This window comes from Streptomyces sp. NRRL F-5650 (genome assembly GCF_000721365.1).
In the GTDB taxonomy this organism is placed as follows: Bacteria; Actinomycetota; Actinomycetes; order Streptomycetales; family Streptomycetaceae; genus Streptomyces; species Streptomyces ardesiacus.
Map to the genome: position 1 here is coordinate 1 of NZ_JOGV01000045.1, position 25,307 is coordinate 25,307.

Below are 25,307 nucleotides of genomic sequence, written 5' to 3' on the forward strand. Positions count from 1 at the left end.
ACCACCCCCCGGATCATCAACAACAGGAGGGGGAAGTCATGCCGGACCCGAAGGCCGGAGGCTCCATTGCGGAGCCGCGAAAACGGTAACGGGGGGGGGCTCGCCGGCCGGTTCGGGCAGGCGCAACGGCCCCCGCCCCGGCGTCACGGTGCCGAGCAGGGCCGCCCGGCGCGCCCCCGTACCCGAAGGCACCGCTCCCGGCAGGCCGTTGACGGTCAGGAACCCCAACAGGGCGAAGGCCGGCGCCTCCTTGGCGTCCGACGGCAGCCCGAGCGCGTCGCTGGGGCCGAGGGACACCCCGGGCAGCTCTTCGGCGAGCATGCCCGTCAGCACGGGGTTGTGCGTGCCGCCGCCCGACAGGACGAGCCGGGTGACGCCGTGCGCGCGGCAGGCGTCGGCCACCGTCACGGCGGTGAGCCGGGCCAGCGTCGCCAGGACGTCCTCGGTCCGCGCCACGGGCGCCGCCGCGAGCGCCCGCAGCAGGTACGGCAGGTGGAAGTGCTCCTTGCCGGTGCTCTTCGGTGCCGCCCTGCCGTAGTAGGGGTCGTCCAGCAGCACGCGCAGCAGCGCCGGATCGACCCGGCCCGCACCGGCCCCGCGCCCGTCCTCGTCGTACTGGGCGGCGCCGCCGGTGAAGTGCCGTACGGCGGCGTCCATCAGGGCGTTCGCGGGCCCGGTGTCGAAGGCCAGCGGCCGGGCGCCGGGGGCGACGACGGTGACGTTGGCGATCCCGCCGAGGTTCAGGGCCGCCGGCACGCCGGGCAGCCCCGCCAGGACGAGGGCGTCGAGCATGGCCACCAGCGGCGCGCCCTGGCCGCCGGCGGCGACATCCCTGCTGCGCAGGTCGGAGACGACGGGCAGGCCCGTGGCCTCGGCGACCCAGGCGGGCTGGCCGAGCTGGAGGGTGCCGCGCACGGTGCCGTCCTCGACCCAGTGGTACAGGGTCTGCCCGTGCGAGACCACCAGGTCGGCGCCGCCCCCGCACAGCTCGCGCACGGCCCGCACGGCCACGTCGGCGAACGCCTGCCCGATGCCGGTGTCCAGCTCGGCGACGGTGCGGGCCGTCACCGCCGACGGCGGCAGGCTGCCGGCGATCAGGTCGCGCAACCCGTCGGGGTAGGGGGCGGACAGATGACCGAGCGGGCGCATCTCCAGTGCCTCGCCGCTCAGTTGGAGATCCGCGGCGGCCGCCTCCACGGCGTCGTAGGACGTGCCCGACATCAGGCCGATCACACGCACGATGTACTCCTTGGGGGGGGTGGGCGGGCCGGGCGGGGTCAGGTGCGGTCGGCCGTCGTGGTCACCCGGCCGGGTCCGGCCTCCGGCCCCTCGGCGGCCGCCGCGCTCCTCCCCGGCTCAGGCGCCCGGTGGAACAGGCTCAGCGCGCCGCCGACGACGAGGGTGACCAGCACGCCGAGGGGCACCAGCCACTGGGCCGCGATCGTCTGGGACACCGTGGACCCGCCCGTGGTGACGTCGATCCTCACCCCGCGCACGACGTACGTCATCACGCCGACGGTGACCAGGAAGGCCACGACGGCGTCGGCCTCGCCGGCCCGTGCGACGAGCCGTCCCAGCAGGAACGCGCCGAGCAGCGCGCCGTAGGTGTAGCCCGCGATGGTCAGACCGGTCAGGTACACGTTGCCCGTGCTCGTGCTGAACGCGCAGGCGAAGACGGCCATGAGCGTCGCCCACACCAGCGTCGTCCAGCGGGCCAGCCGCAGCAGCGTTTGCTCGGACGGCGTGGTGCGGAAGAAGCTGTGGATGATGTCGGCGACCGTCGAGTTCGACATCGAGTTGAGCGCCGAGGACAGCGAGCCCATCGCGGCGCCCAGGATGCCGGCCACGAGCAGACCCGAGACCACGACGGGCAGCCCGTGCAGGATGAACTCCGGATAGAGGTTGTCGGAACTGGACAGCCCCAGCTCCGAGAAGGACTTGCCCTCGTTGTACGACCACAGCAGCGCGCCGACGAGCGAGAAGGCGGCGAACTGGACGGTGACGAAGACGCCGGAGGCGATCATGGCCTTCTGGCCCTCGCGCAGCGTCCGGGTCGCCAGCACCCGCTGGACGATGAGCTGGTCGGAGCCGTGCGACGCCATGGCGAAGACGGCGCCGCCGACGATGGCCGTGGGCAGGGCGAACGGGCTGGTGAGGATGTGGGCGAGGCCGAAGTCGGTGTCGAAGAGCGTGAACCGTCCGGCGTCCAGGGCGCGTGCGTAGCCGTCGCCGCCGACGTGCGCGGACAGCACCGCGACGGCGAGGACCGCGCCGCCGAGGTAGAGGATCATCTGGATGGCGTCGGTCCAGATGACCGCCTTGATCCCGCCCAGGTAGGTGTAGACGACGGTGATCAGCGTGATCACGACGATGACGACGCGGTAGCTCGCGTGCACGCCGAACTCGTCGAGCAGCAGCTTGATCGGGATGGCGGAGGCGAACAGCCGCACCCCCTCGGCCAGCAACCGGGTGAACACGAAGGTCACCGACGCGAGCCCCTGCAGCTTCGGACCGAACCGGTCGCCCAGGTACTGGTAGGCGCTCACGAAGCCGCCGCGCTTGTAGAGGGGGATCAGGACGGTGGCCACGACGACGCGTCCCAGGACGTAGCCCAGGGCGAGTTCGACGTTGCCGAAGGCCTGGCCGCTGTAGGCGCCGCCGGGGACGCTGATCACCGTCAGCACACTGGTCTCGGTGGCCACGACGGAGAAGGAGACCGCCCACCACGGCATGTGGCCCTCACCGACGAAGTAGTCCTTCGAGGACTTCTGGCGGCCGGCCTTCCGCAGGCCGATCCAGGCGATCCCGATCAGATAGACCACGATCACCACGAGGTCGAGCTGGCGCACGCTTGCTCCTAGGACGGGCCGGTGGGGTCGCCGGCGTGGGGGAGAGGGCCTGTCGGCCGTCCGAGTAGGGGAATGCCGCCCTCCGGATGTTAGTGAGGTCTGCCCCGCGCGCCGGTGTCCTCACGCGCGTCCCCGCCGCCCGCCCACCGCACGGGCCGGCGGGGCGTCACGGCCCCACGGACCGCACGCCGTCCCCCCGCGGGTCCTCCGCCTCGCGCAGGCTCGTCACCAGCTCACGCGGCAGACCGTGCGTGTCGTGGAGGTAGTGGAAGTCCTCCTCTCCCAGCGGCCCCCGGAAGCGGGGCCGGGAGAGCACGTTGCGGCCGCGTTCCAGCAGCCGCCGGAACCGGCGCTCCTCCTCCACCAGCAGCCGCCGTACGAGGCCGGGGTCCACGGTCTGGCGGAAGTGGTCCGAGGTGTGGGTGACCAACTCGTCCGGCAGGTCGCCGAGCCCGCGCGAGGGGTCGTCCCGCCACAGCACGGTGAGCAGCCGTCGCAGCAGGCGGCGCAGCACGTAGCCCTGGCCGGTGTTGGCCGGGCGCACCCCGTCGCCGACGACCACCACGGCCGACCGCAGGTGGTCGCAGACCACCCGGAACGACGGCTCGTCCAGCGGCCACAGGGACGGCAGCACCCGCCGCCACGGCTCGAAGACGTCGCAGTCGAACACCGACGGCCTGCCCTGCAGCAGCGAGACCAGCCGTTCCAGGCCCATGCCCGTGTCGATGTTGCGCCGGGGAAGCGGCACGAGACGGCCGTCCGCCAGCCGGCGGTGGCGCATCATCACGTGGTTCCACACCTCCACCCAGCGGTCGTCGCCGGTGGGCGTGGAGCGGGGCGGGGCGTCGCCGCTCCACAGGAAGATCTCCGAGTCGGGACCGCACGGGCCCACCGGTCCGTTGGACCACCAGTTGTCGTCCTCGGTCAGCTCCACGGGAACACCGCGCTCCTGCCACAGCCGCAGGGACTCGGTGTCCGGCCCGACCTGCTCGCCGCCCCCGTACACGGTGGCGTGCAGCAGACCCGGGTCGACGCCCAGTCCCTCGGTGAGCAGGCGGTGGGCCCAGTCCAGACTCGTCGAACCCTCGTAGTCGCCCAGCGACCAGGTGCCGAGCATCTGGAACACGGTCAGATGGGTGCGGTCTCCGACCTCGTCCAGGTCCGTGGTGCGCAGACAGCGCTGCACGTTGACCAGCCGCCGGCCCAGCGGATGGGGGCGGCCCTCCAGGTACGGGGTGAGCGGGTGCATGCCGGCGCTGGTGAACAGCACGGGGTCGCCCGGCTCGGGCAGCAGCGTCGAGCCGGTGATCCGGCGGTGGCCGCGGTCCTCGTAGTACTCGACGAACGTGCGGACGACGTGCTCGGTGTCCATGGGGTGACTCCTTCGCTCGGGGCGGGAGGGGCACCGGAGAACGGAACCGCGCGGTCCTCGCACCGAGGCGAAGGTGGCGGGACGCCACGTGGACCACCGACGAACCGTTTCCGGTCGCCGGTGGGAAAGGGGGAAGGTCAGACGGCGGCAACCGGCGAGCTGGTCGCTCGCGCGGTCGCGAAGGTGCTTCGGCCGATGACGTTCATGTCCCCGAGACAACTCCACCGGCGTCCGGAAGGCAACCGGATTTTCCGCGCCCGGCCGTCAGCGGGTGCCCGCCCACACCTCCGGGGTCCGGCCCGCCCACGGCTGGGCCCTCTCGAGCTGTCCGGCGAGACGGAACAGGAGGTCCTCGCGCCCGTAACCGGCGGCGAACTGCATGCCGATCGGCAGACCCGTCCCGGCGTCCGCCGCCAGCGGCACCGACATGGCGGGCGTGCCCGCCACGTTGAACGCCATCGTGAACGGCGAGCGGTCGTTGAGCCGCTCGATCCAGCCGAGGCCGTCGAGCGCCTGAGCGCCCTCGCCGTAGGCGCCCAGCAGCGGGGGGAGTTCCGGCAGGGTCGGGGTGAGCAGCAGGTCGTGGGTGCCGAAGAAGCGGGCCAGGGCCCGGGCTACGCGGTTGCGGACGGCGAGGGCGGCGGCGAACTGGGGGCCGCTGACCTCGTGTCCGTACCGGTGGGCGGCCAGTGTCGACGGCTCCAGGGTCGAGGAGTCGACGGGCCGGCCGAGGGCGGCGGCCAGGTCGTCGACCGAGGCCGCGAGATTCGCCGTCGACAGGCGGGCGTTGGCCAGCACGAACTCCTCCCAGCCGACGCCGAGGCCGACCGTGACCTCCTCCGTGCGGTGCCCGAGGGATGCGAGCAGCCGCACCGTACCGTCCAGCGCGTCGGCCACCGGGGCGGCCGTCCGCCGTCCGCCCCAGGCCTGGGCCAGGACCCCGATCCGCAGCGGGCCCGGAGGGCGGGTGACCTCCTGCGCGTAGGGGCGGGGCGGCTGCTCGGCGAAGTAGGGGTCACCCGGTTCCGGACCGCGCACCAGGTCGAGCAGGGCCGCGCTGTCCCGCACGGTCCGGCTGACGCCGCCCTGGACGGCCAGCCCGTTGAACCCCTCGTCGAGGGCGGGACCGAGGGAGACCCGGCCACGGGTGGGCTTCAGCCCGAAGAGGCCGTTGTGGGCGGCGGGGATCCGCAGCGAGCCCGCCGCGTCGGTGGCGTGGGCGAGCGGGACCGCACCGGCCGCGACGGCCGCTCCCGCGCCGCCGCTGGAGCCGCCGGCGCCGCGGCCGGTGTCCCACGGGTTGCGGACCGGGCCGTACAGCGCCGGTTCCGTGGTGATGCTGTAGGCCAGCTCCGGCGACGCGGTGCGCCCGAGGGTCACCAGCCCGGCGCGGCGCAGGCGCCGCATCAGGAACGAGTCGGAGCGGGCGACGTGCCCGGCCGCGAGCCTGCTGCCCATCTCCGTGCGCCGGCCCGCCATGGAGATCCCGAAGTCCTTGATCAGGAACGGCACTCCGGCCAGCGGCGTGCTGCCGGGCACGGGCCGGTCGTCGGCCGGCCAGGTCTCCACGACGGCGCCGGTCGCCGGGCCGGTCCTCCGTATCGCCTCGCGTGCGGCCGACTCGACCTCGGCGGGCGACACCTCGCCCCTGGCCATCAGCTCCGCCAGCCCCACCGCGTCGTGGCGCACGTACTCGGACACCCTCACTGTCACTCCTCGGGTCGACGAACGGTACTCATGAGTCCCGTCCGATACCGTTCGGTATCGTCTGGGACGGACTGGTACCGTAACAGGCGGTGCAGGACCCCATCGACCGCACGTCACGGAGCAGGGATGACATCGACCGCCGCAAGGCCGGGCAGAGTGGCGAAGCTGCCGCCTCGGGAGCGCATCCTCGACGCGGCCGAGGAGCTCTTCCAGCGCGAGGGCATCCAGCGCGTCGGCGTCCAGGCCATCGCCGACCGGGCCGAGACCACCAAGATGGCGATCTACCGGCACTTCGAGACCAAGGACGCGCTGGTCGCCGAGTGGCTGCGGATCCTGGCCGCCGAGTACCAGGCGGCCTTCGACCGCGTCGAGGCCGAACACCCCGGCCGGCCCCGGGAGCAGATCCTGGGGCTCGCCCGCTTCGTCGCCGACGGCCTGCCGTCGCTGTCGTACCGGGGCTGCCCCTTCGTCAACTCGCTCGCCGAGCTGCCCGACCGCTCCCACCCCGCGCGACGGGTGATCGAGGAGCACAAGGCCCGGCAGACCCGCAGACTGGTCGGCATGTGCACCGAGGCCGGGCTGCCCGACCCCGAGCAGGTCGCGGCCCAGATCACCTTCGTGCTCGAAGGAGCCCAGGTCAGCACGCAGAACGGAAGCGTCGACCGGGCCGGGGAGCGACTGATGCGCATCGTCGAGGCGCTCGTCGGCCCGTAGCGTCACCCGCCGGGCCGTTCTCCGGGTGCGGTCAGTGCGGGGCGCGCCCCGTGCCGGGGCCGTGGCCGCGCCACGGCGCGGTCGCCCAGGAGGGGAGCCAGGTGTCCTCGGGCAGGGGGGCCAGGCTCGCGAAGTGTTTGACGACGGCGTCCAGACCGGGGTGCGGATTCTCGCGGGGGAGCAGGAGCGAGAGCGGGTAGGCGAGCGTCGGACGCACGATCGGGATGCGGCGCAGGTCGTGGCCGGCCGGCCAGACGTACCGGTCCCGCGAACCCACGAGGGTGGCGACGTCGCCGGAGTCGGCGAGGACGTCGAGGAGTACCTCGTTGCCGAAGTTCGGACCCGTGGCGTCCACGCGGAGGCCGAAGGCCGCGGTGAGCTGGTCGTAGAAGTCCGCCCACTCGCTGCCCGGCGCGATGCCGGGCACCCGGATCCGGTGCCCGCGCAGCCGGTCCGGTGTCACGGCGCGGGCGGGGGCGAGCGGGTGCCGCGGTCCCACCACGAGTTCCAGCGGGGAGTGGAACGCGTGGATCATCCGCACCTCGCGCGGCAGCGCGGCCGGGTCGGTGACCGAGCGGAAGGAGGCGTCGACGTCGCCCGCCTGCACGGCGGCCACCGCCAGACGCGGGTCGTCCACCTTGAGTGTCACCACGTCGAGTTCGCATCCGGGATGCGAGCGCCAGTAGTCGTGCAGGACGACGGCCTGCGCGCTCCGCAGCCCGAGCACGTCGACGCGCAGCGCCCGCGAACCCCGCCGGATCGCGGCGACGGCGCGGTCGACGTCCGCGACGACGGCCCGGGCGTGCGGCAGGAAGGCCTGTCCGTCGAGGGTCAGCTCGACGCCCCGGGCGGTCCGCGTGAACAACCGGACGCCGAGCGCGCGCTCCAGGGCCGCGATCCGCTTCGAGACCGCCTGCTGCGTCACGCCGAGTTCGCCGGCCGCGTGCCGAAGCTGTCCCAGCTCGGCCGCCCGGACGAACGACCGCACCGCCTCGGTGTCCATGGCACCGAGCATAGGCGGTGCGCGGCCGGTGCCCGGCCGGTGCGCGGGACGGCACCGCGGCGCCGGGGCCCGCGCCCGCGTGCCATAACCTCGTCCGTGGGAACGGCAGTTGTCGGTTGCCGAGTGTGTCCACACGTCCACACCGAGGAGGCGGCGGTGCTCCACAGGCGCGGCTCGCGATTGCTGGTAGGCGCCGTGGCGCTGGCCTGCGTGGCACTGGTGGGGCCCAGCGCCCCCGGCGGCGCGCCGTCCGGCAGGTCACTGCCCGTCGAGGCCGTCAGGGACGTCGTACCGAACCGCGTCATGACGTGGAACCTGTGCAACCCCTGCGACGCGAGCAACCTGGACCGGGCCGCCGAGATAGCAGCGCACGCGCCCCAGGTCATCGGCATGCAGGAGGCGTGCGCCCGCGACGTCGACCGGATCCGGGACTATCTGGAGGTCTTCCACGGCCTCGTCTACCACGTCGCCCACGGCTCGGTCCTGCGGAACTGGGGCCGTTGCGGGGGAGCGCCGTGGAATCCGGGCGGCTTCGGCCAGGCCATCCTGTCGGCGGCGCCGATCACCGACCGGGTCACCGTCGAGTACCCCGAAGGCGGCTCCGAGGACCGCGGGTACCTCGCGGTCACCACCGAGGTGGGCGGGCGGTCCGTCCGGGTCCTCGACACGCACCTCGCCCAACGGCGGCAGGAGGAGTTCCGCGAGGACCAGGTCCGCGTACTGGCCGCCGAAGTCGCCCGGCACGACCGGGCCGTGGTCCTCGGCGACTTCAACGCCGTACCGGACGCCGCCGAACTCGACCCCATGTGGGCACTGGCCACGGACGCCGACCCGCGGTGCCACCCCGCGCCCGCAGGCACCTGCGAGCCGACCACGGACTGGCGCAGCAAGTTCGACTACGTCTTCCTGCGCGGCATCGCCCCCCGCGGACACCGGGTGGTCCGCACCCCGCACTCCGACCACGACATGCTGTACGCCGACCTGGACGTGACCTGAGGCGGCATCACCCGGTGCCCGCACGGGGGTGAGGACAGAGCCCGACGGGGCCGTCCGCGCGCATGGCGGCCCCCGCCCCGGGTAGCCTCCGGAGCAGCGGGGCGCGGCGCAAGCGCCCGGAGAGCGAGGAGTGGCGGACGTGATTCGAAAGCTGCAGGCGGTGGCGCTGGACTGCGCCGACCCGGCAAGGCTCGCGGAGTTCTACGCGGAGCTGCTCGGCGGTCGGGTGGTCGCCGATCCGGACGACGGCGACTGGGTCGAGGTGCACGGCTTCGAGGGAACACCGCTGGCCTGCCAGCGCGTGGACGGGTACCAGGCGCCCCAGTGGCCCGGCCAGGACCGCCCCCAGCAGCTCCACCTGGACTTCGACGTCGACGACCTGGAGGGCGAGGAGAAGCGGGCGCTCGCACTCGGCGCGACCGTCCTGGAGCGGACGGACCAGATCCGCGAGGGCGCCAACTGGCGGGTCTACGCCGACCCGGCCGGCCACCCGTTCTGCCTCTGCCTCCACTGAGTCCGGCTGCCCGCCGGCGACGGCGGTGCCGGGCGCGCCGCCGGGAGCGGCCGCGCACCGGGCCTCCGCCGGACCGGGCGCCGGTCCTTCCCGGAATCAGACGGTCTGCGCCGCCGCGGCCAGGATCCGGGCCAGTTCGGCGGGCTGGGTGATCATGGGCCAGTGGCCCGAGTCGATGTCCGCGAAGTCGACGTGCCCGGCCGCGGCGAGTTCCGGAACGTCCCCGGCCTCGATCCACTTCCGTGCCTGGGCGGGCGTGAACTCCGGACACACGAGCACGACCGGCACGTCGAACCGGCGCTCGTCGGTCAGCCGCACCACGCCCCTGGCCACGGCCTCGGGCACCGGGACCGCGGCCGCCGCCATCGCACGCCTCGCCTCCTCGTCGAGGTCCGCGGCGTCCGGCCCCTGGAAGGGCTCCCAGCCCGGAAAGGCCATCGCACCGTCCCTGACCTCGAAGAAATCGGCGTACGGCTGCCCGTCCGGCGTCGGGATGCCGCCGATGAGCGCGACCTTGGCCAGTCGTTCCGGGCGCCGGTCGGCGGCCAGCCAGGCCAGGGTGCAGGCCGCGGAGTGCCCCACCACCATGGGCCTGCCGGACGCCGAGTCGACCGCCGCCAGTACCGCCGCCACCTGGTCGTCGAGCGTCGCGGACGCCGCACCGTCGCCCTGCCCCGGGAGGGTCAGCGGCACCGGGCGGTGGCCGAGCGATTCCAGCGAGGACGCCACACCGTCCCACACGGATCCGTCCAGCCACAGGCCGCCGATGAGCAGGATGTCCATGATCGGTTCCCTTCCGTTGTGCTGAGTGGCCCACCGTAGGAGGAGATCCGGACAATCCACTGCCGGTTCGGTCATCGGCCCCCCTCCCGCGTGTCCACGGCGCGAACTAGCCTGTGTCCGTGCCGAACGACGTCAGCCCCACCGCGCGAGCCCTGCGCGCCCTGGAGATCCTCCGGACGCGCCCCGCCACGACGGCGGGTGAACTCGCCGGGCGGCTGGGCGTGACGGAACGGGCGGCGCGGCGGTACGTCGAGATCCTGAGGGAGGCGGGCGTCCCGGTGGAGTCGTCCCGCGGACCGCACGGCGGCTACCGGCTGGGGCGCGGGACACGGCTGCCCCCCGTGCACTTCACGCAGGCCGAGGCGCTCGGCCTCGTCATGGCGGCGCTGAGCGGCCGGCCGGCCACGGCGGACACCGACGACCTGGTCGGGACCGCCCTGGGCAAGGTGGTCAAGGCGCTGCCGGAGAGCGTCGGCCGGCAGGCGGCACTACTGCGGGAGTACGCGTCCGCCGCCCCCGACCCGGCCGCGGCACACCCCGATCCGGCCGTCACCAGCAGCCTCGTCGAAGCCGTCGCACACCGGCGCCGCGTGCTGCTCACCTACCGCAGCGAGGCAGGGAACACGTGGGACGAGGAGGTGGACCCGTGGGCCCTCGTCGTGCGTCACGGGCGCTGGTACCTGCTGTGCCACTCCCACCGCGCGGCCGCCGTCCGCACCTACCGGGCCGACCGGATCGGCCGGGCCCGGCCGACCCCGCACGGGTTCGAGCCACCGGCGGCCTTCGACCCGGTGGCGGTCCTGGAGGAGAACCTGGGCAGCGGCTGGCGGTTCACCACCCGGGTGGTCTTCGACGCCCCGCAGGCCGAGGTCGCCCCCTGGATACGCCCGCCCATGGGCCGGCTCGAACCCCTGGGCGAGGGCTGCGTCCTCGTCGGCAGCACCCGCAACCCGGACATGTACGCGCAGGAGTGGCTCGCCGGGGTGCCGTTCGCGTTCCGCGTCGAGGGCGGCGCGGAACTGCGTGCGGCGGCCGCCGCGCTCGCGGCCCGCTTCACCGCCGCCCTGGCGGACCCGCCCCCGCCCGCCCTGTAGGGACGGTCCGGCGAGGGGCGGTTCAGGTGGTGCGGATCGCGGAGATGTCGAACTGCAGGCGGACCTTCTCGCTCACCATGCTGCCGCCGGCTTCGAGCCGCTGGTTGTAGACCAGGCCCCAGTCCCTGCGGTCGATGGTGGTGGTGCCGTCGAAGCCGGCCCGCTCGTAGCCGAACGGGTCCACGACCGAGCCGAGGTAGTCGAGTTGCAGCTCGACGGGCCGGGTCGTGTCGCGGATGGTGAGGTCGCCCGTCATGCGGAAGCTCTCCGCCGCCTCGTGGGTGGTGGAGGTGCTGCGGAAGGTCATCTCGGGGTAGCGGCGGACGTCGAAGAAGTCCTTGCCGACGAGGTGGGCGTCCCGCTGCTCCACGCCGGTGTCGACGCCGGCGACACGGATGACGATCTCGGCCCGCGACTCGCTGGGGCGGGCCCCGTCGAAGTAGAGCCTGCTGTCGTAGTCCGTGAAGGCGCCCCGGACCGTGGTGACCATGGCGTGCCGCACGGAGAACCCGATCCGGCTGTGGGGGCGGTCGATGGTCCAGTGCCCGGTCAGCGCGCGAAGGGCCGGGTCGAGCGCGGCCACCGCTGTGGCGGGCCGTGCGGCGGGCCAGTCGCGGTCGGCTGCCGTGGTCGGCTCGGCGACGGCGGTCTGGCGCCGGCTGAAGATACCCATGAGTCGTAGGCCTTTCGAATCGATCACCTCGTGTTATCACGAAGCCGATCGGCGGCCCGCGGCAAGATGTGCGGCCTCGTCCGGGTTCCATGACCCCGGCCGCAAAGCTGCACCGGTTCGACACCGGGTCCCTCACTTGTGGGCGCGGCGGGGTCAGCGCAACCGCCCGAGCGCGTCCCTCAGCCGCCGTGCGTCCCGCAGCCGTTGCTCGTAGGTGGCCCCGAGCACGAGCAGCAGCAGACCGGCGAGGGCGGGCGGCACCCACCGGGGCAGCGCGCCGACGACCTGCGCGAGGTACGGGGCCAGCTCGTGCAGCGTGACGAGCGCGAGCACGCCCGCACCGAGGACCAGCGGCGCCTGCAGCCGGTGCCGCGCCCCAGTCAGGGTCACCACGAGCGCGGCGACACCGAGCAGCAGGGGCCGCAGCCAGTGCCGGTCGTCCCAGGCGGCGAGCAGACTCGGCACCAGGGTGACGGCCAGCGCCGCCCCGTACGCCGTCCACGAGGAGGCGGCCGGGTCGCGGCGTCGGCGCAGCCACCCGACGACCAGCGTGGGCCCGGTCACCGGCAGGGTGTAGGCCTCCGGCGTGGTGACGTCCCAGGCCGTCAGGCGCACCCAGGCGGCCAGCAGGAACAGCGCGGCGGCCACGTACCCGGCCGGCCGCCGTTGCGGACGCAGCGCGGTGGCGGCCGTGAGGACACCGCAGAGGGAGAGCACCACGGCCAGCACCGGCGGATCGGTCACGGCGAGGGCGAGGGCCAGCAGTCCCGCGGCCGCGCCCGCCGCCTCGGCCGGCACGGTCGTGCCCGAGCCACCCGTACGGGAGGTGAGGAGGACGGCGACGGCGGGGACGGCCAGCACCAGCAGCGCCGTGTGCTGCGGTGGCCAGCCGGCGGACGCACCGGCCGCGCAGGCCAGTGCCGTGGCGTGGCCGAGGGCGGCCGGCACGGTGAACGGGGCGAGCCCGGGGCGGCGGCCGGCCACCCCGAACAGGACCGTCAGCGACGCCAGGACACCGAGCGTCGCGGACTCGGAGGCCAGCGCGAGGAAGGCGAGGCCGACCGAGGTGACGAGCGCCAGCAGCAGGGCGGTGAGGGCCGGCGGACTCGGCCGCTGCTCGGCACGGCCGGTCCACCCCGCGAGGCCCAGCGCCGCCGCGACCACCGTGCCCTGCGCCACCAGCCCTGCCTCGTACGGCAGTCGGAGCACCACCGGCAGCACGAGGACGGCCGCCCAGCCGAGCCCGAGCGCCACCACCGCGACGGCGGCGCGGTGCCGGGCGGTGTTCCGACCGGCGACCAGCAGCACGGCGGCCACGGCGGCGAGGACGAGCGGCACGGTGCTCGCGTACGGCGGCCAGGGCACCGCCGAGAACACGGCCTCCCGGACACTCCCCGGCCGGCCGGACCACGGCCGCGTACTCCGGGCCACCGGACCGAGGAGGGTCCCGGCAACCAGGGGGAGCGCCCACAGCACCGCGACGCCCTGGACGGCCGCCGATGCGAGCACCAGGCCCTGCCGCAGCGGCCGGCGCAGCGGCGTCCGGTCCACCGCCAGGAGAGCGATCGCGCAGGCCAGGCACCCCGGCACGATCCACTCGCCCGGCACCGAGACCCGCAGCACCCCGCCCGCTGCCGCGACCAGGCACAGGCCCGCGGCCAGGGCGGCGCCCCTGGCGGCGTCCGCGTGGGGGACGGATCGGCCGGAGACCAGGGCGATGGCCGCCGCCCCGGCCAGGAGCGCCGCCGCCCGAGCGGCCGTACCGGGGTCGGAGGCGTTCCAGCAGAGCCATCCGGCCGCCAGGACACCGGCGACGCCCGTGCCCAGTGCGCCGGTCACGGCGACGACCCGCACCGGCACCGGGGCCGCCCGCAGGGCGACGGCCGTGCCGCCGGCGGCGGTCGCGAGCAGCACGGCCGTGACCGTGTGCGGACCCGCGCCGGCGGCGAGGGCCCACAGGAGCAGGGGAAGGTGGGCCGTCGCCACGGCGAGCGGGAGGGGGTGGCGGAGTCTGGGGCGTGCGCCCGCACCCGCCGAGCCGTCCCCCGCCGCCTTCCCGACCAGGGCGGGAGCCGCCGTCAGCAAGCCGTACGCGGCCCACAGCCCGGCCAGCACGGCGGACGCCGCCGCCGTGTACCCGGCACCGCCCACGCCCGTGAACGCCACCTCGTGCAGCGCGTAGGAGTCGAGGACGGTCAGGGCGGTCCCCAGGGCGGACACGGCCTCGGCGGTCGACCGCAGTCCGCGCCGCAGCAGCACCACGGGCGCCCCCAGCGCCGCGACGGTCAGCGCGCCGAGCACCAGCGCGCGTCCCGTGATCCCCAGGTGGCCCCAACTGACCAGCGTGAACGCGATCGCCGCGACCGTCAGCAGCAGACCGCCGAGGACCAGCAGGACGTTCTGCACGCCGGACGCGGAGGTCTCCGGACGCGGTGCGGCACCGGCCGCCCCGGCGCGCGGCGGATCGCCCCACGGCATGGCCCCCGCACCCTGGCCGGGTGGCCGGGCGGCGCCGGTGCGCAGCGTGTGGACCAGCCACTCACGGCGCCGCAGCAGGACGGCACGGCGCAGGTCGAGTTGCCGCAGCTCGGCGTCGAGGAGCCGCAACTCCTCGGCCGGAGGCGGGAGGTTCGTCATGCCTGGGAGTGTGGCCCCCGGCACACGCCGGGACATGAGCGCGGATACTCATCCCGTACTCATGGACACCCAGGCACGCGGGGGGAGGGCGTCAGGAACGTCCCGGCGGGGTGTCAGGGCTCGACGGGGAGAACCGCCCAGACGGTGTTGCCGCCGGTGCGGTCGGACCGGGCGGTGCCCCAGGAGTCCGCGAGCTGCTGCACGATCAGGAGCCCCCGTCCGCTCTCCTCGAGGGTGGCGGAGCGGGAACCGGCCTTGCCGGCCGGCACGTGCCCGTCGTCGTGCATCTCGATCCGCAGGCGCCGGCGCGAGGCCGACAGGCCGCACACCATGCGTGTGCTGCCCGAGTGGATCACGGCGTTGGTCGCCAGTTCCGAGACGAGCAGCACCGCGTCGGTGCAGACGTCGCCGGGGAGCCCCCAGTCGCGCAGCCGCCGGCGGACCGTGTCACGTGCCGTCCGCACGCTGATGCGGAGCGAGGGAAGCTCGAACCAGTGCTGCCGGTCCGGATGTGCCGGCGGTAACAGACCGGGCGAAGGGCTCGTGTGGGGGGTCACGGTGATCGCCTTCCGGTGAGGACGGGCGCGTTGGGGGGAGCGGGCCTGGGCGGGCGCGGACGGGAGGGCGGTCGGTCGTACGGGCTCACAGACGCCACTATGCTCGCCGCCCAGTTCAGGCTGCAACCGAATCCCTGATAATTTCAGGAAGACCCGTTCAGTCTGGTGTCGTCGCCAAGTCGCTGTCACAATGGCGCCGGTGACAGCCCATCAGGAGGTGGGGGCGTGAGTGAAGCTCGGTCCGGCGCGGGCACCAGCGCCCCGACGGTGCTGCGCATGATCCTGGGACGCAGGCTCCAGGACATGCGGCAGGACGCGGGCGCCTCACTGGCCGACGCGGCCAAGGCGCTCCGGGTGACGCCCCTGACGATCCGCCGGCTGGAGAAGGCCGAAGTCGCCCTCAAACCGCTCTACGTCGAGAAGCTCCTGCAGACCTACGGCAGCTCCCAGCAGGAGATAGACGAGTTCGTCGCGCTCGCCGAGCAGGCCAACAAACCGGGCTGGTGGCACGCCTACCGCGACGTGCTGCCCACCTGGTTCACCGCCTACGTCAGCCTGGAGACCGGCGCCGGCACGCTGCGCACCTACGAACCCCACTACGTCACGGGGCTTCTCCAGACTCCGGCCTACGCCCGCGCCGTACTGAGCGGAGGCTTCCCGAACGGCTCCGAGGACGAGTTGGAGCGCCGGGTGGACCTGCGGCTGCGCAGGCAGAGCCTGTTGGAGCGGGACAACGCGCCCACCCTCTGGGTGGTCATGGAGGAGGCGGTCCTGCACCGGGCCGTCGGCGGACCGGACGTGATGCGCGAGCAGATCGACCGGCTCCTGGAGGTGTCCGAGCTGGAGCACGTCAGCATCGACATCCTGCCCTTCGCCGTCGGCGCCCACGTCGGGGCCTGCGCCCCCTTCACCTACTTCCGGTTCGAGGAGCCCGAGCTGCCCGACGTCGTCTACAGCGAGATCCTCTCCGCGTCGATGTACCTGGACGAACGGGAGGACGTCGTCGCGCATCTGGAGGCGCACAACCGGATGTCGCTGCTCACCTCGACACGGGAGAGCAGGGCACTCCTGAACCGCATGCGCAAGGAGTACTCATGAGCACCACCGAAGTCACCGTCTACAACGGGATGCCGGCCTGCGACCTCGGCGAGCAGGGCTGGGAACGCCCGTGGAGCGGGCCCAACGGCGGCCAGTGCGTGGAGACCAAGCAACTCGCCGACGGCCGGGTCGCGGTGCGCCAGTCGACGGACCCGGCCGGCCCCGCTCTCATCTACACGCCCGAAGAGATCGGTGCGTTCGTCCAGGGGGTCAAGCAGGGCATGGCCGACCACCTCACGGCCGGTCTTCCGGAGGGAACAGCATGAGCAGCAGCACCCACGCCGCACGCGGGCTCGACACCAGCAGGCCGCACTCGGCCCGCATGTACGACTACTACCTAGGCGGCAAGGACCACTTCCCGGTCGACAAGCAGGCCGCCGAAGCGGTCGCCGAGGCCTACCCCGGCATCTTCACCTGTGCCCGGGAGAACCGTGCCTTCATGCACCGCGCCACGCGGGTACTGGCGCAGGAGCACGGCATCCGCCAGTGGCTGGACATCGGCACCGGCATCCCCACCGAGCCGAACGTGCACCAGGTGGCACAGTCCGTGGTCCCCGAGGCCCGGGTGGTCTACGCCGACAACGACCCGCTCGTGCTGAAGTACGCCGAACGCCTCATGCGCAGCACCCCGCAGGGCCGTACCACCTACATAGAGGCCGACGTCAACGACCCGGACACGCTGCTCGAAGCGCCCGAACTGGCCGACGTGCTCGACCTCTCCCAGCCGGTCGCCCTGTCCCTGAACGCGCTGATGCACTTCATCACCGACGCCCGCGACCCGTACGGCATCGTCGAACGGCTCATGGCCGCCCTCCCGTCCGGCAGCGCCCTCGCGCTGAGCCACTGCACGCCGGACTTCGACCCGCCCACCTGGGAGAAGGTCACGGACATCTACACCGGCGCGGGTACGCCGGTGCAGTTCCGCCCCCAGCAGGACGTCACCCGCTTCTTCGCCGGGCTCGACCTCCTCGACCCCGGCGTCACCGTGGGTCACCGCTGGCGACCGGACCGGCCCCTCGGTGCCGACGCCCCCACCGACGCCCAGGTCAGTCTGTGGGCCGGGGTCGGCATCAAGCCGTAGCCCACCCACTTGCCGGACGGTCGCGGCGGGGCGCAGGGTGGAGGAATGAGCGGTCAGCAGGGCCCCACGCTCATCGCCTCGGTGCGGCGGGCCTTCCGGCTGATGGAAGCCGTGAGCGCCCACGGCGGCGGCGTGCCGGCCAAGCAACTGGCGCGCGAGACGGGGCTGGCCCCGGGCACCGCCTACCACCTGCTGCGCACCATGGTGCACGACGGCTACCTGCGCAGACTCGAGGACGGCACGTTCGTCCTCGGGGAGAAGGTGGGAGCCCTGCACGCCGGGAGCCGGCACCAGGCGGCGCTGAGCAGGGTCCGTCCCACGCTCATGGAACTGCGGGACGGCCTGTCGGCCGCGGCCTACCTGACCCTCTACGAGGAGGGCGAGATCCGGGTCGCGGAGATCGTGGACGGTCCCAAGGCGCCCCGCGTCGATCTGTGGGTCGGTTTCGAGGACGCGGGGCACGCCACCGCGCTCGGCAAGAGCGTGCTGCGCGAGCTGGACGCGGACGCCCGTGCCGACTACCTCTCCCGGCACGCGCTGAACGACCTCACCCCGCGCACCGTCACCCACCGCGCCGAACTGCTGCGGCGCCTCGACGCCTCCTCGCACGGGCCGGCCGTGACCGACATCGAGGAGTACCGGCTGGGCACCGCGTGCGTGGCGGTGCCCGTCCGGCGGGGCGAGACCGTCGGATCGCTCGGCATCTCCGTGGACGTCGGCCGCGCGGCCTGCCTCGACGACGCCGTGGCCACGCTGCTCGACACCGCGGGGCGCGTCTCCCGGGGCCTGTCTCTCACCATCTGAAAACCGGAACCTTGCCACACCGGGTCCGTATCGCTTCTCCTGGACGAGAAGGGCAAATCGGACAGCTCAGGGGAGCGGTACGTGAGTGAGCAGGGCGTCACAGGGCCGCACGCGCGGGTCGGCTGCCGGGTGACGAACGGCTGGACGGTCGTCAGGGCCGACGACGAGATCGACATCGCCTTCGCGCCCCTCGTCCGGGCCGAGGTGGGCCGCCGCCTGGCCGAGGGACACCGGCACTTCGTCCTCGACCTGTGCGGCACCCCCTTCCTCGACTCCATGGGCCTCGGCATGATCGTGGGGGTGACCAAGCGCATCCGCAGCCACCACGGCTCGTTGCGGATCGCCTGTTCCGACCGGCGGCTCCTGCACGTCTTCGCCCTCGGCGGACTGGGGACGGTCTACTCCTTCCACGACTCCGTGGAGCAGGCCGTCGCCCAGCCCCCCGACGGGGAGGGACTGGCCGGCTGGCCGCCCGCGCGGGCCTGACGCGGCCGCCACCGCGGTGTTTGACCGGGCCGAGGCGGTTCACTGGAACCGGAGGCGCGGACACTGAGAGCACCGCGGGCCCGAGGGAAGGCCGTCCAGGTCGCCGAGGAAGGGTGGATCATGACCGCACGGGTCGCATACCGGAGAATCTACGAGGAAGCCACGCCGCAGGACGGCAAGCGGGTGCTCGTCGACCGCCTGTGGCCCCGCGGCATGAGCAAGGAGCGGGCCGAGCTGGACGAGTGGCTGCGCGACGTCGCCCCCTCGGCCGACCTGCGCCGCTGGTACCACCACGACCCCCAGCGGTACGACGAGTTCCGGCGCCGCTACTACGCCGAGCTGGAGGACTCCGACCACGAGGCCGCGCTGCGGCGGCTGCGCGACCTGGCGGCACACGGCAAGGTCACCCTGCTGACGGCCACCAAGGACGCGGACCACAGCGAGGCCGCCGCACTGGCCCAGTGGCTGGACGGAGCCTGAACCCGTCCGCCGCTCCGGACCCGGTCACCGCGTCGCCGTCACCCCCTGCTCGGGGGCCGTGGGGCCCGGCCCGGGCCCGTCACCCAGTGCCCGCAGGATCTCCTCGACGCTCTGCCTGGCGTCGCCGAAGAGCATGCTGCTGTTGTCCCGGAAGAACAGCGGGTTCTGCACGCCCGCGTAACCGGAGGCCATCGAGCGCTTGAACACGACCACCCGCTCCGCCTCCCAGACCCGCAGCACGGGCATCCCCGCGATCGGGCTGGCGGGGTCCTCGGCCGCCGAGGGGTTGACCGTGTCGTTCGCCCCGATGACCAGGACGACCGACGTGTCCGCGAAGTCGTCGTTGATCTCGTCCATCTCCAGCACGATGTCGTACGGCACCTTCGCCTCGGCCAGCAGCACGTTCATGTGCCCCGGCAGCCGTCCGGCGACCGGGTGGACGCCGAAGCGCACCTCGGTCCCGCGCTCGCGCAGCCGCCGCGTCAGCTCCGCGACCGGATGCTGGGCCTGCGCCACGGCCATGCCGTAGCCCGGGGTGATCACCACGGACCGGGCCCCGGCGAGCAGCTCGGCCGCCTCGTGCGCCCGGATCTCCCGGTGCTCGCCCTGTGCCTCGCCGCCGCCCGGCGCGGCCTCGATGCCGAAGCCGCCCGCGATGACGGAGAGGAAGGACCGGTTCATCGCCTGGCACATGATGTAGCTCAGATACGCACCGGAGGAGCCGACCAGCGCCCCGGTCACGATGAGCAGGTTGTTGTCCAGCAGGAACCCGGCCGCCGCCGCGGCCCAGCCGGAGTAGCTGTTGAGCATCGAGACGACGACGGGCATGTCGCCGCCACCGATGGAAGCCACCAGGTGCCAGCCCAGCGCGAGCGCCAGCACCGTGACCGCCACCATCGGCACAAGGCCCGGACGGAGGGTGAACCAGACCGTCAGCACCACGAAGGCGCCCAGTGCCCCCAGGTTGAGCGCGTTCTTGCCGGGCAGCATCAGGGGCCGGGACCTGATCCGCGCGGACAGCTTCAGATACGCGACCACGGAGCCGGTGAAGGTGACGGCGCCGATGAAGACGCCGACGAACACCTCGACGTGGTGGATGCCGATCAGGTCGGCGGCGATCCGGCCCCGCGAGCCGTGGGCCTCGACCTCCAGATAGCTGTTCCAGCCCACCAGGACGGCCGCGAGGCCGACGAAGCTGTGCAGTACCGCGATCAGCTCCGGCATCTGCGTCATCTCCACGCGCCGCGCCCGCCACAGGCCCAGCGCGGCGCCGATCGCGGTGGCCAGCAGGATCAGCGCCACCGCACCGGCGGAGACGCGCTGCGCCGCGACCACGACGGTCGCCACCAGGGCGAGCGCCATTCCGGCGATGCCGTGGACGACACCGGCGCGTGAGGTCCGGTGCTGGGAGAGACCGGCGAGACTCAGGACGAACAGCAGGGCCGCGACCAGGTCGGCGGCGCGCGAGGCGGTCAGGGACGTCATCGCGGGCCGCCCTTCGAGAACATGGACAGCATGCGCCGGGTGACGGCGAACCCGCCGAAGACGTTCACACTCGTCAGCAGGATCGCCACGAAGGACAGCACCGTGACGAGCACGCTCTCGTGCCCGATCTGCACCAGGGCGCCGATCACCACGATCCCAGAGATGGCGTTGGTCACCGACATCAGCGGCGTGTGCAGGGAGTGGTGCACCTTGCCGATCACGTAGTAGCCGATGACCACCGCCAGCGCGAACACCGTGAAGTTCTCCGCGAGCTGCGCCGGAGCGAAGGCGACGATCAGGAAGGTCGCCGCCATGGCGAGGCCGACCAGGCCGGAGCGCCCGGCCGCGGTGAGCCGGGGCCCGGTCTTCACCGGTGCGGCGGAGGGCGCCGCGGGCGCGGTGGCGGGCGGGTCCGCCGACACGGCGACCGGCGGGGGAGGCCAGGTGACCGTGCCCGCACGGACCACGGTCACGGCCCGCTGCACCACGTCGTCGAAGTCGAGGACGAGCCGGCCGTCCCTGCCGGGGGTGAGCAGCCGGAGCAGGTTGACCAGGTTGGTGCCGAAGAGCTGCGACGCCTGGGCGGGCAGCCGGGCCGCCAGATCCGTGTAGCCGATGATCGTCACGCCGTTGTCGGTCACCACACTCCGGCCCGCGACGGTCCCCTCGACGTTGCCGCCCTGGGCGGCGGCCATGTCGACGACGACGCTGCCGGGTCTCATCGCCGCCACGTCGGCGGCCGTCAGCAGCCGCGGGGCCGGCCTCCCGGGGATCAGGGCGGTGGTGACGACGACGTCCACGTCGCGGGCCTGCTCGTGGTACAGCTCGGCCGCGGCCCGGTCGTAGTCGGCCGAGGTCGTCCGGGCGTAGCCGTCGGCGCTCTCCTGGTGGGCCACGTCCACCGCGAGGTATTCGCCGCCCAACGACCGTACCTGGTCGGCGACTTCGGGCCGGGGGTCGGTGGCGCGGACGATCGCGCCCAGACTGGAGGCGGCACCGATGGCGGCGAGCCCCGCGACACCGGCCCCGGCGACGAGGACCTTCGCCGGCGGCACCTTGCCCGCCGCCGTGACCTGACCGGTGAAGAAGCGCCCGAAGACGTGCGCGGCCTCGATGACCGCCCGGTACCCGGCGATGTTCGCCATGGAACTGAGCACGTCCATCGACTGCGCCCGCGAGATCCGCGGCACCGCGTCGAGCGCGAACGCGGTGACGGCACGGGCGGCGAGCGCTTCCAGCAACTCCGGCCGCTGCGCCGGGGCGAGCAGGGCCACCAGGGCCGCCCCGGCGCGCAGCCGGGCGGTCTCCTCGGCGGTCGGCGCGTTGACCTTCAGGACGACGTCCGCCGTCCATGCCTCGCCGATCCCCGCCCCCGCCTCGGCGTAGGCGTCGTCGCCGAAGCCGGAGGCGGCGCCGGCCCCCGGCTCGACCACGACCTCGTAGCCGAGGCCGAGCAGCAGGCGCACCGTCGAGGGTGTCGCGGCGACGCGGGTCTCCCCGGGCAGGGACTCGGCGACGACGCCGACGCGCTGAGGTGGTTGGTGAGCGGGGTGCTGTCCAGTCATGTCCACTCTCTCGTCGAGGCGTTGTTGCCCGGTTCCGTACCCATGGGAGGGCGCCGGGGCACCGAAATCGCCCCGGTCTCCGGCGCCGGGTCGCCTCAGCCGGCGGGACGGCCGAACCAGCGGGAGAGGTGGCCGTCCAGGTCCCGCTGGTCGTCGCCGGTCCATGCGACGTGGCCGTCGGGGCGCAGCAGGACGCACGGAAGGTCCAGCGCGGCGGTGGGGTCGGCGAGGTGATCGACCCGGTCCGACCAGCCGCCCGGGGTCAGGCGTCCCGTGCGGTCGAGCAGCAGGCCGCGCCCGCGGCGCAACAGGTCGTAGAGGCGGCCCTGTGCCACCTCGATGTCCCGCACGCGCCGGCCGACCGGGCCGGGGCCCGCACCGAAGTCGTAACGGATGCCGATCGCGGTGATCTTCTCGACGAGACGGCGGTTCACCTCGTCGATGTCCGTCAGTTCCGTGAGGAGCCGCCGCACCGCCCGCGGACCCGGCTCGGTGGAGAGCAGTTCCGTCTGGGCGCGGGTGTTGTCCAGCACCTCCTCGGCGACCGGCCGGCGTTCGCTCTCATAGGTGTCCAGCAGGGTGTCCGGCGCCCAGCCGCGGATCTGCGCGGCCAGTTTCCAGCCGAGGTTGACCGCGTCCTGGACGCCGAGGTTGAGTCCCTGGCCGCCGATGGGCGGATGGATGTGCGCCGCGTCGCCCGCGAGCAGCACCCGCCCGGCCCGATAGCGCTCGGCCAGCCGGGTGGCGTCCCCGAAACGGGACAGCCAGCGCGGGGAGTGCACGCCGAAGTCCGTCCCGGCGACGGCGCGCAAACCCTGCCGGAAGTCCTCCAGGGTGGGCGGCTGCGCGCGAGTGCCCCCCGCGGTGGCGGGAACCACCACGCTGTAGATCCCCTCGCCGAACGGCCGCAGCCAGAAACGCCGTTGGGTCTCGCGTACGGCGGCCACCGCCGCGGAGATCTCCTCGGGCGGCGCGCTCACCCGCATCTCGCCCATCAGCGTCTCCTGGCGCGAGGGCTCGCCGGGGAAGCCGACGCCCAGCCGCTTGCGCACCGTGCTGCGCCCGCCGTCACAGCCGACGAGGTAGCGCGCCCGCAGCCGCTCGCCGTCGGCCGTGGCCACGGTCACGCCCTCCTCGTCCTGCTCGAAACCGGCGACCGCGGCCCCGTGCCGGATCCGTGCGCCCAGGCCGGCCGCGTGTTCCTCGAGGAGCCGTACGACGACCGGCTGCGGGATGCCCAGCAGGTAGGCGTAATCCGAGTTGAGGCCCTCGGGCGCGGGTGCGGGGAGGGAGGCGAAGACTCCGCCGAGGGGGCGCCGTCGTCCGTGCCGGAGGAGACGGTCCAGCAGACCGCGCATGGCCATCAGCTCGAGGCTGCGCGCGTGGAGGGCGACGACGCGGACGAACGACGCCGGCTCGGTCTCCTGCTCCAGCACGAGCACGCGAACGTCGTGCAGCCGAAGCTCGGCGGCCAGCATCGCTCCGGTCGGCCCGCAGCCGGCAATGATCACGTCGAAGTCGGGCCCGGCCGAGTCGTCGGACGACGGGCCCGCGGTGAACTGCCCTGATTCCATGGTGTTGCCCTTCGGGAGTGCCTTGTGGTCGAGGCGCTCCCGGCGACACCTGCGTCAGCCGCCGGCCATGACGGGAAGGGGGAGCACCCATGTCGATACGGTGTTCACGGGTCTCACCTCCTCGGGCGGCGTCACGGTCCGGCGCACGCTACACACGGCGGCTCGTGCGGTCCACTTCTTTTCCGGCTCCGGCCGCCGCCCGGGCGTACGGCCCGGGCGGCGGCCGGCGGTTGCTCGGCGCCCCGCCGGGTGACCTCCCGCGCGAACCGCAGCGACTCGTCGAAGTCGGACTCGACCCCGGCAGGCGTCCAGGCCGTACCGGCCGTGGTCCGCGTCGGGCCGCATGTGCCGCCCGCCCCCGTGAGGAACTGATGGACACCGGCCCCCCCCGCGTCCCGGAGGGGCCCCGGAGCCCCTCCGGCTACGGCGTGTAGAGCGCCTCGCTGCCGTACAGCTCCCTGGTGAACGCCGAGACGTCGGCACTGCGGTCGCTGCCGTCGAGGTTGTACGTCAGGTAGACGCCGTACCCCTCGTCGACGGTGCGACGGGCGAGGCCTGCCGCCGTGGCCGGGGAGGTCCGGCCGATCTCGACGGCCGCCGGCGACAGCTTCGCCTTGGGCAGTCCGACGCCGGGGACCTGCCAGGTGCCGTAGTACGGGTTCCAGGCGTAGTCGAACGCGGAGGAGACGTCGACACCGCCGTAGGACAGGCGTGAGGCGGCCGGGCCGATGTTGTAGAGGCTGATGATCTTGTCCGGCATGTTCGCGCGCAGTGCCGTCACCAGGTGCACGAACGAACTGTCGTTGGGCTGGGCGGTGCCGTTGTTGCCGTACTCGGCGTATTCGTCGTCGAAGTCGACGCCGTCGAGGCCGTACTCGGCCACGGCGTCCGAGAGCTGCTTGGCGAACGCCGAAGCCGCCTGCTGGGAGGTGAAGTTGGCGAATCCGGCACCCTGGTGGTTGCCGAGCACCGACAGGAGGACCTTGATGCCCTTCTGCTGCAACGGCCGCACCTCGGTGGCAACGTTGTCGAGGACGCGTTGCACGTTCTCGTTGAAGTGCAGGTACGCCGTCCGCGTGCCGGTGTCGTAGTTGATGTTCGCCGCGAAGATCACGGCGACGTCGAAGACGTTGCCGCCCCCGTTCGCCAGGGTGTACTTGCCGACGTTGAGCATGCTGTTGTTGTTGACCTCGACGTAGGCCACCGAGGTCGGCCCCTGCTTCGCGGGGGCCGGGTCCGCCGGTGCGCCGTGCGCGGCGGTCGTGCCGAGGACGAGGGCAGCGGCGGCCGAGAGCGCGAGCGCCGCCCGCCGTACGCTTCTCCCTATCGGGGTGAACATGGGTGATGGCCTCCCAACGTGGGTCGGCGCCCCGTCTGTTCGGGGCGCCGATCGGGTGCTTGCAGTCTTCCCACGCCGGGAGCCGGGCCCGGGGCCGTGCCGGAATTCTTCACCTCTTCCCCGCACGGCGGCCCTTCCGGCTCAGCAGGTGCGGCCGGTGTACCAGGCGCCGTCGATGTCGGAGGCGGAACCGATCCAGGTCACGCCGGGACCCACGCATCGCTCGCTGTTGGGACCCCAGTCGTCGATCTCGATGACGATGTGGGAGCCGTCCGAGGTGCAGTGGTTGTAGTAGGCGTCGGAGGAGGTCTCGTAGAAGCCGCAGGGGTTCGCGGCGGCCGGACCGGCGCTCAGGGCGAGGGCGCCCACGGAGGCCAGTGCCAGCGAGAGCGAGGCGAAGGCGCTGGTCACGATGCGACGAAGAGACAAGGGAACTCCTGGCGGTTGGGGATCGCCGGCCCGGAGTGCCGGTGCTCGTCGATCCGTTGTCGTTGCG

At 73.4% G+C, this 25,307-nt stretch carries 24 protein-coding genes; 10 read left to right on the top strand and 14 right to left on the bottom strand.

All coding sequences use genetic code 11. The annotated features are described in order from the left end of the window. Positions 1-36: 36 nt before the first annotated feature. From IG88_RS0130455 to IG88_RS0130470, 4 genes are all read right to left on the bottom strand, one after another. Complete coding sequence (locus tag IG88_RS0130455) at positions 37-1,239, bottom strand: anhydro-N-acetylmuramic acid kinase (RefSeq protein ID WP_051852128.1); 1,203 nt, start codon at positions 1,237-1,239, stop codon at positions 37-39. Between the two features lie 38 nt (positions 1,240-1,277). Beyond that, positions 1,278-2,849 carry a sodium:solute symporter gene (locus IG88_RS0130460; RefSeq protein ID WP_031048193.1) on the bottom strand — a complete coding sequence of 524 codons (1,572 nt, stop codon included), beginning with the start codon at positions 2,847-2,849 and terminating at the stop codon, positions 1,278-1,280. Positions 2,850-3,015: 166 nt separating this feature from the next. Further along, the gene (locus IG88_RS0130465; RefSeq protein ID WP_031048195.1) at positions 3,016-4,221 is read right to left on the bottom strand and encodes an alanine--tRNA ligase-related protein; all 1,206 of its coding nucleotides are present in this window, start codon (positions 4,219-4,221) and stop codon (positions 3,016-3,018) included. 264 nt (positions 4,222-4,485) lie between these two features. Continuing rightward, positions 4,486-5,928 (bottom strand): amidase, encoded by a 1,443-nt coding sequence (locus IG88_RS0130470; protein ID WP_031048198.1) that lies wholly within the window; start codon positions 5,926-5,928, stop codon positions 4,486-4,488. 126 nt (positions 5,929-6,054) lie between these two features. On the opposite strand from IG88_RS0130470, the gene IG88_RS0130475 reads away from it, so the two are divergent. Then, a complete protein-coding gene (locus IG88_RS0130475) occupies positions 6,055-6,642 on the top strand; it encodes a TetR/AcrR family transcriptional regulator (protein WP_031048199.1) in 588 nt (195 codons plus the stop codon). Positions 6,643-6,673: 31 nt separating this feature from the next. Here IG88_RS0130475 and IG88_RS0130480 read toward each other — a convergent pair whose 3' ends face one another. After that, on the bottom strand, positions 6,674-7,645 hold the full coding sequence (locus IG88_RS0130480) for a LysR family transcriptional regulator (protein WP_051852129.1): 972 nt from the start codon (positions 7,643-7,645) through the stop codon (positions 6,674-6,676). Between the two features lie 96 nt (positions 7,646-7,741). Here IG88_RS0130480 and IG88_RS0130485 point away from each other — a divergent pair, with 96 nt between their 5' ends. Both IG88_RS0130485 and IG88_RS0130490 read left to right on the top strand, forming a co-directional pair. After that, the gene (locus tag IG88_RS0130485) at positions 7,742-8,641 is read left to right on the top strand and encodes an endonuclease/exonuclease/phosphatase family protein (RefSeq protein WP_063760656.1); all 900 of its coding nucleotides are present in this window, start codon (positions 7,742-7,744) and stop codon (positions 8,639-8,641) included. A gap of 139 nt (positions 8,642-8,780) precedes the next feature. Beyond that, positions 8,781-9,155, top strand: a complete 375-nt coding sequence (locus IG88_RS0130490; protein ID WP_031048209.1) for a VOC family protein — start codon at positions 8,781-8,783, stop codon at positions 9,153-9,155. A 96-nt stretch (positions 9,156-9,251) separates the two neighbouring features. On the opposite strand, the gene IG88_RS0130495 is transcribed toward IG88_RS0130490, so the two are convergent. Next, positions 9,252-9,938, bottom strand: a complete 687-nt coding sequence (locus IG88_RS0130495) for an alpha/beta fold hydrolase (protein WP_031048212.1) — start codon at positions 9,936-9,938, stop codon at positions 9,252-9,254. Positions 9,939-10,057: 119 nt separating this feature from the next. On the opposite strand from IG88_RS0130495, the gene IG88_RS0130500 reads away from it, so the two are divergent. Beyond that, positions 10,058-11,032: a helix-turn-helix transcriptional regulator gene (locus tag IG88_RS0130500; RefSeq protein ID WP_031048215.1), complete on the top strand. Its 975-nt coding sequence runs from the start codon at positions 10,058-10,060 to the stop codon at positions 11,030-11,032. A 22-nt stretch (positions 11,033-11,054) separates the two neighbouring features. On the opposite strand, the gene IG88_RS0130505 is transcribed toward IG88_RS0130500, so the two are convergent. The 3 genes from IG88_RS0130505 to IG88_RS0130515 form a co-directional block, all read right to left on the bottom strand. Further along, positions 11,055-11,705, bottom strand: a complete 651-nt coding sequence (locus IG88_RS0130505) for a YceI family protein (protein WP_031048218.1) — start codon at positions 11,703-11,705, stop codon at positions 11,055-11,057. 153 nt (positions 11,706-11,858) lie between these two features. Continuing rightward, the gene (locus IG88_RS0130510; RefSeq protein WP_037837046.1) at positions 11,859-14,342 is read right to left on the bottom strand and encodes an SCO7613 C-terminal domain-containing membrane protein; all 2,484 of its coding nucleotides are present in this window, start codon (positions 14,340-14,342) and stop codon (positions 11,859-11,861) included. 113 nt (positions 14,343-14,455) lie between these two features. Further along, entirely contained in the window at positions 14,456-14,899 is a 444-nt protein-coding gene (locus IG88_RS0130515; protein ID WP_031048220.1) for an ATP-binding protein, read from the bottom strand. A gap of 225 nt (positions 14,900-15,124) precedes the next feature. Between IG88_RS0130515 and IG88_RS0130520 the strand changes: the two genes are divergently transcribed. From IG88_RS0130520 to IG88_RS0130545, 6 genes are all read left to right on the top strand, one after another. After that, the gene (locus IG88_RS0130520; protein ID WP_031048222.1) at positions 15,125-15,997 is read left to right on the top strand and encodes a helix-turn-helix domain-containing protein; all 873 of its coding nucleotides are present in this window, start codon (positions 15,125-15,127) and stop codon (positions 15,995-15,997) included. Beyond that, positions 15,994-16,263: a DUF397 domain-containing protein gene (locus IG88_RS0130525; RefSeq protein WP_030400445.1), complete on the top strand. Its 270-nt coding sequence runs from the start codon at positions 15,994-15,996 to the stop codon at positions 16,261-16,263. The genes IG88_RS0130520 and IG88_RS0130525 overlap by 4 nt, the downstream gene beginning before the upstream one ends. Then, on the top strand, positions 16,260-17,078 hold the full coding sequence (locus IG88_RS0130530; protein ID WP_031048226.1) for an SAM-dependent methyltransferase: 819 nt from the start codon (positions 16,260-16,262) through the stop codon (positions 17,076-17,078). Before IG88_RS0130525 ends, IG88_RS0130530 begins: the two co-directional genes overlap by 4 nt. A gap of 45 nt (positions 17,079-17,123) precedes the next feature. Beyond that, positions 17,124-17,882, top strand: coding sequence for an IclR family transcriptional regulator (locus IG88_RS0130535; RefSeq protein ID WP_031048228.1), 759 nt, complete (start codon positions 17,124-17,126; stop codon positions 17,880-17,882). A gap of 81 nt (positions 17,883-17,963) precedes the next feature. Then, the gene (locus IG88_RS39235) at positions 17,964-18,368 is read left to right on the top strand and encodes an STAS domain-containing protein (RefSeq protein WP_031048230.1); all 405 of its coding nucleotides are present in this window, start codon (positions 17,964-17,966) and stop codon (positions 18,366-18,368) included. 120 nt (positions 18,369-18,488) lie between these two features. Further along, a complete protein-coding gene (locus IG88_RS0130545) occupies positions 18,489-18,848 on the top strand; it encodes a DUF488 domain-containing protein (RefSeq protein WP_031048232.1) in 360 nt (119 codons plus the stop codon). Between the two features lie 24 nt (positions 18,849-18,872). Here the strand turns inward: IG88_RS0130545 and pntB are convergent, their stop codons facing one another. From pntB to IG88_RS43890, 5 genes are all read right to left on the bottom strand, one after another. Further along, positions 18,873-20,333, bottom strand: a complete 1,461-nt coding sequence (gene pntB, locus IG88_RS0130550) for a Re/Si-specific NAD(P)(+) transhydrogenase subunit beta (RefSeq protein WP_031048235.1) — start codon at positions 20,331-20,333, stop codon at positions 18,873-18,875. Further along, a complete protein-coding gene (locus IG88_RS0130555; RefSeq protein WP_031048237.1) occupies positions 20,330-21,898 on the bottom strand; it encodes a Re/Si-specific NAD(P)(+) transhydrogenase subunit alpha in 1,569 nt (522 codons plus the stop codon). Before IG88_RS0130555 ends, pntB begins: the two co-directional genes overlap by 4 nt. Before the next feature lie 95 nt (positions 21,899-21,993). Beyond that, positions 21,994-23,472: an FAD-dependent monooxygenase gene (locus IG88_RS0130560; RefSeq protein ID WP_031048240.1), complete on the bottom strand. Its 1,479-nt coding sequence runs from the start codon at positions 23,470-23,472 to the stop codon at positions 21,994-21,996. 421 nt (positions 23,473-23,893) lie between these two features. Further along, positions 23,894-24,811 (bottom strand): endo-beta-N-acetylglucosaminidase H, encoded by a 918-nt coding sequence (locus tag IG88_RS0130565; RefSeq protein WP_031048245.1) that lies wholly within the window; start codon positions 24,809-24,811, stop codon positions 23,894-23,896. A gap of 141 nt (positions 24,812-24,952) precedes the next feature. Further along, positions 24,953-25,240 (bottom strand): DUF6355 family natural product biosynthesis protein, encoded by a 288-nt coding sequence (locus IG88_RS43890; protein ID WP_031048248.1) that lies wholly within the window; start codon positions 25,238-25,240, stop codon positions 24,953-24,955. Positions 25,241-25,307 lie beyond the last annotated feature (67 nt).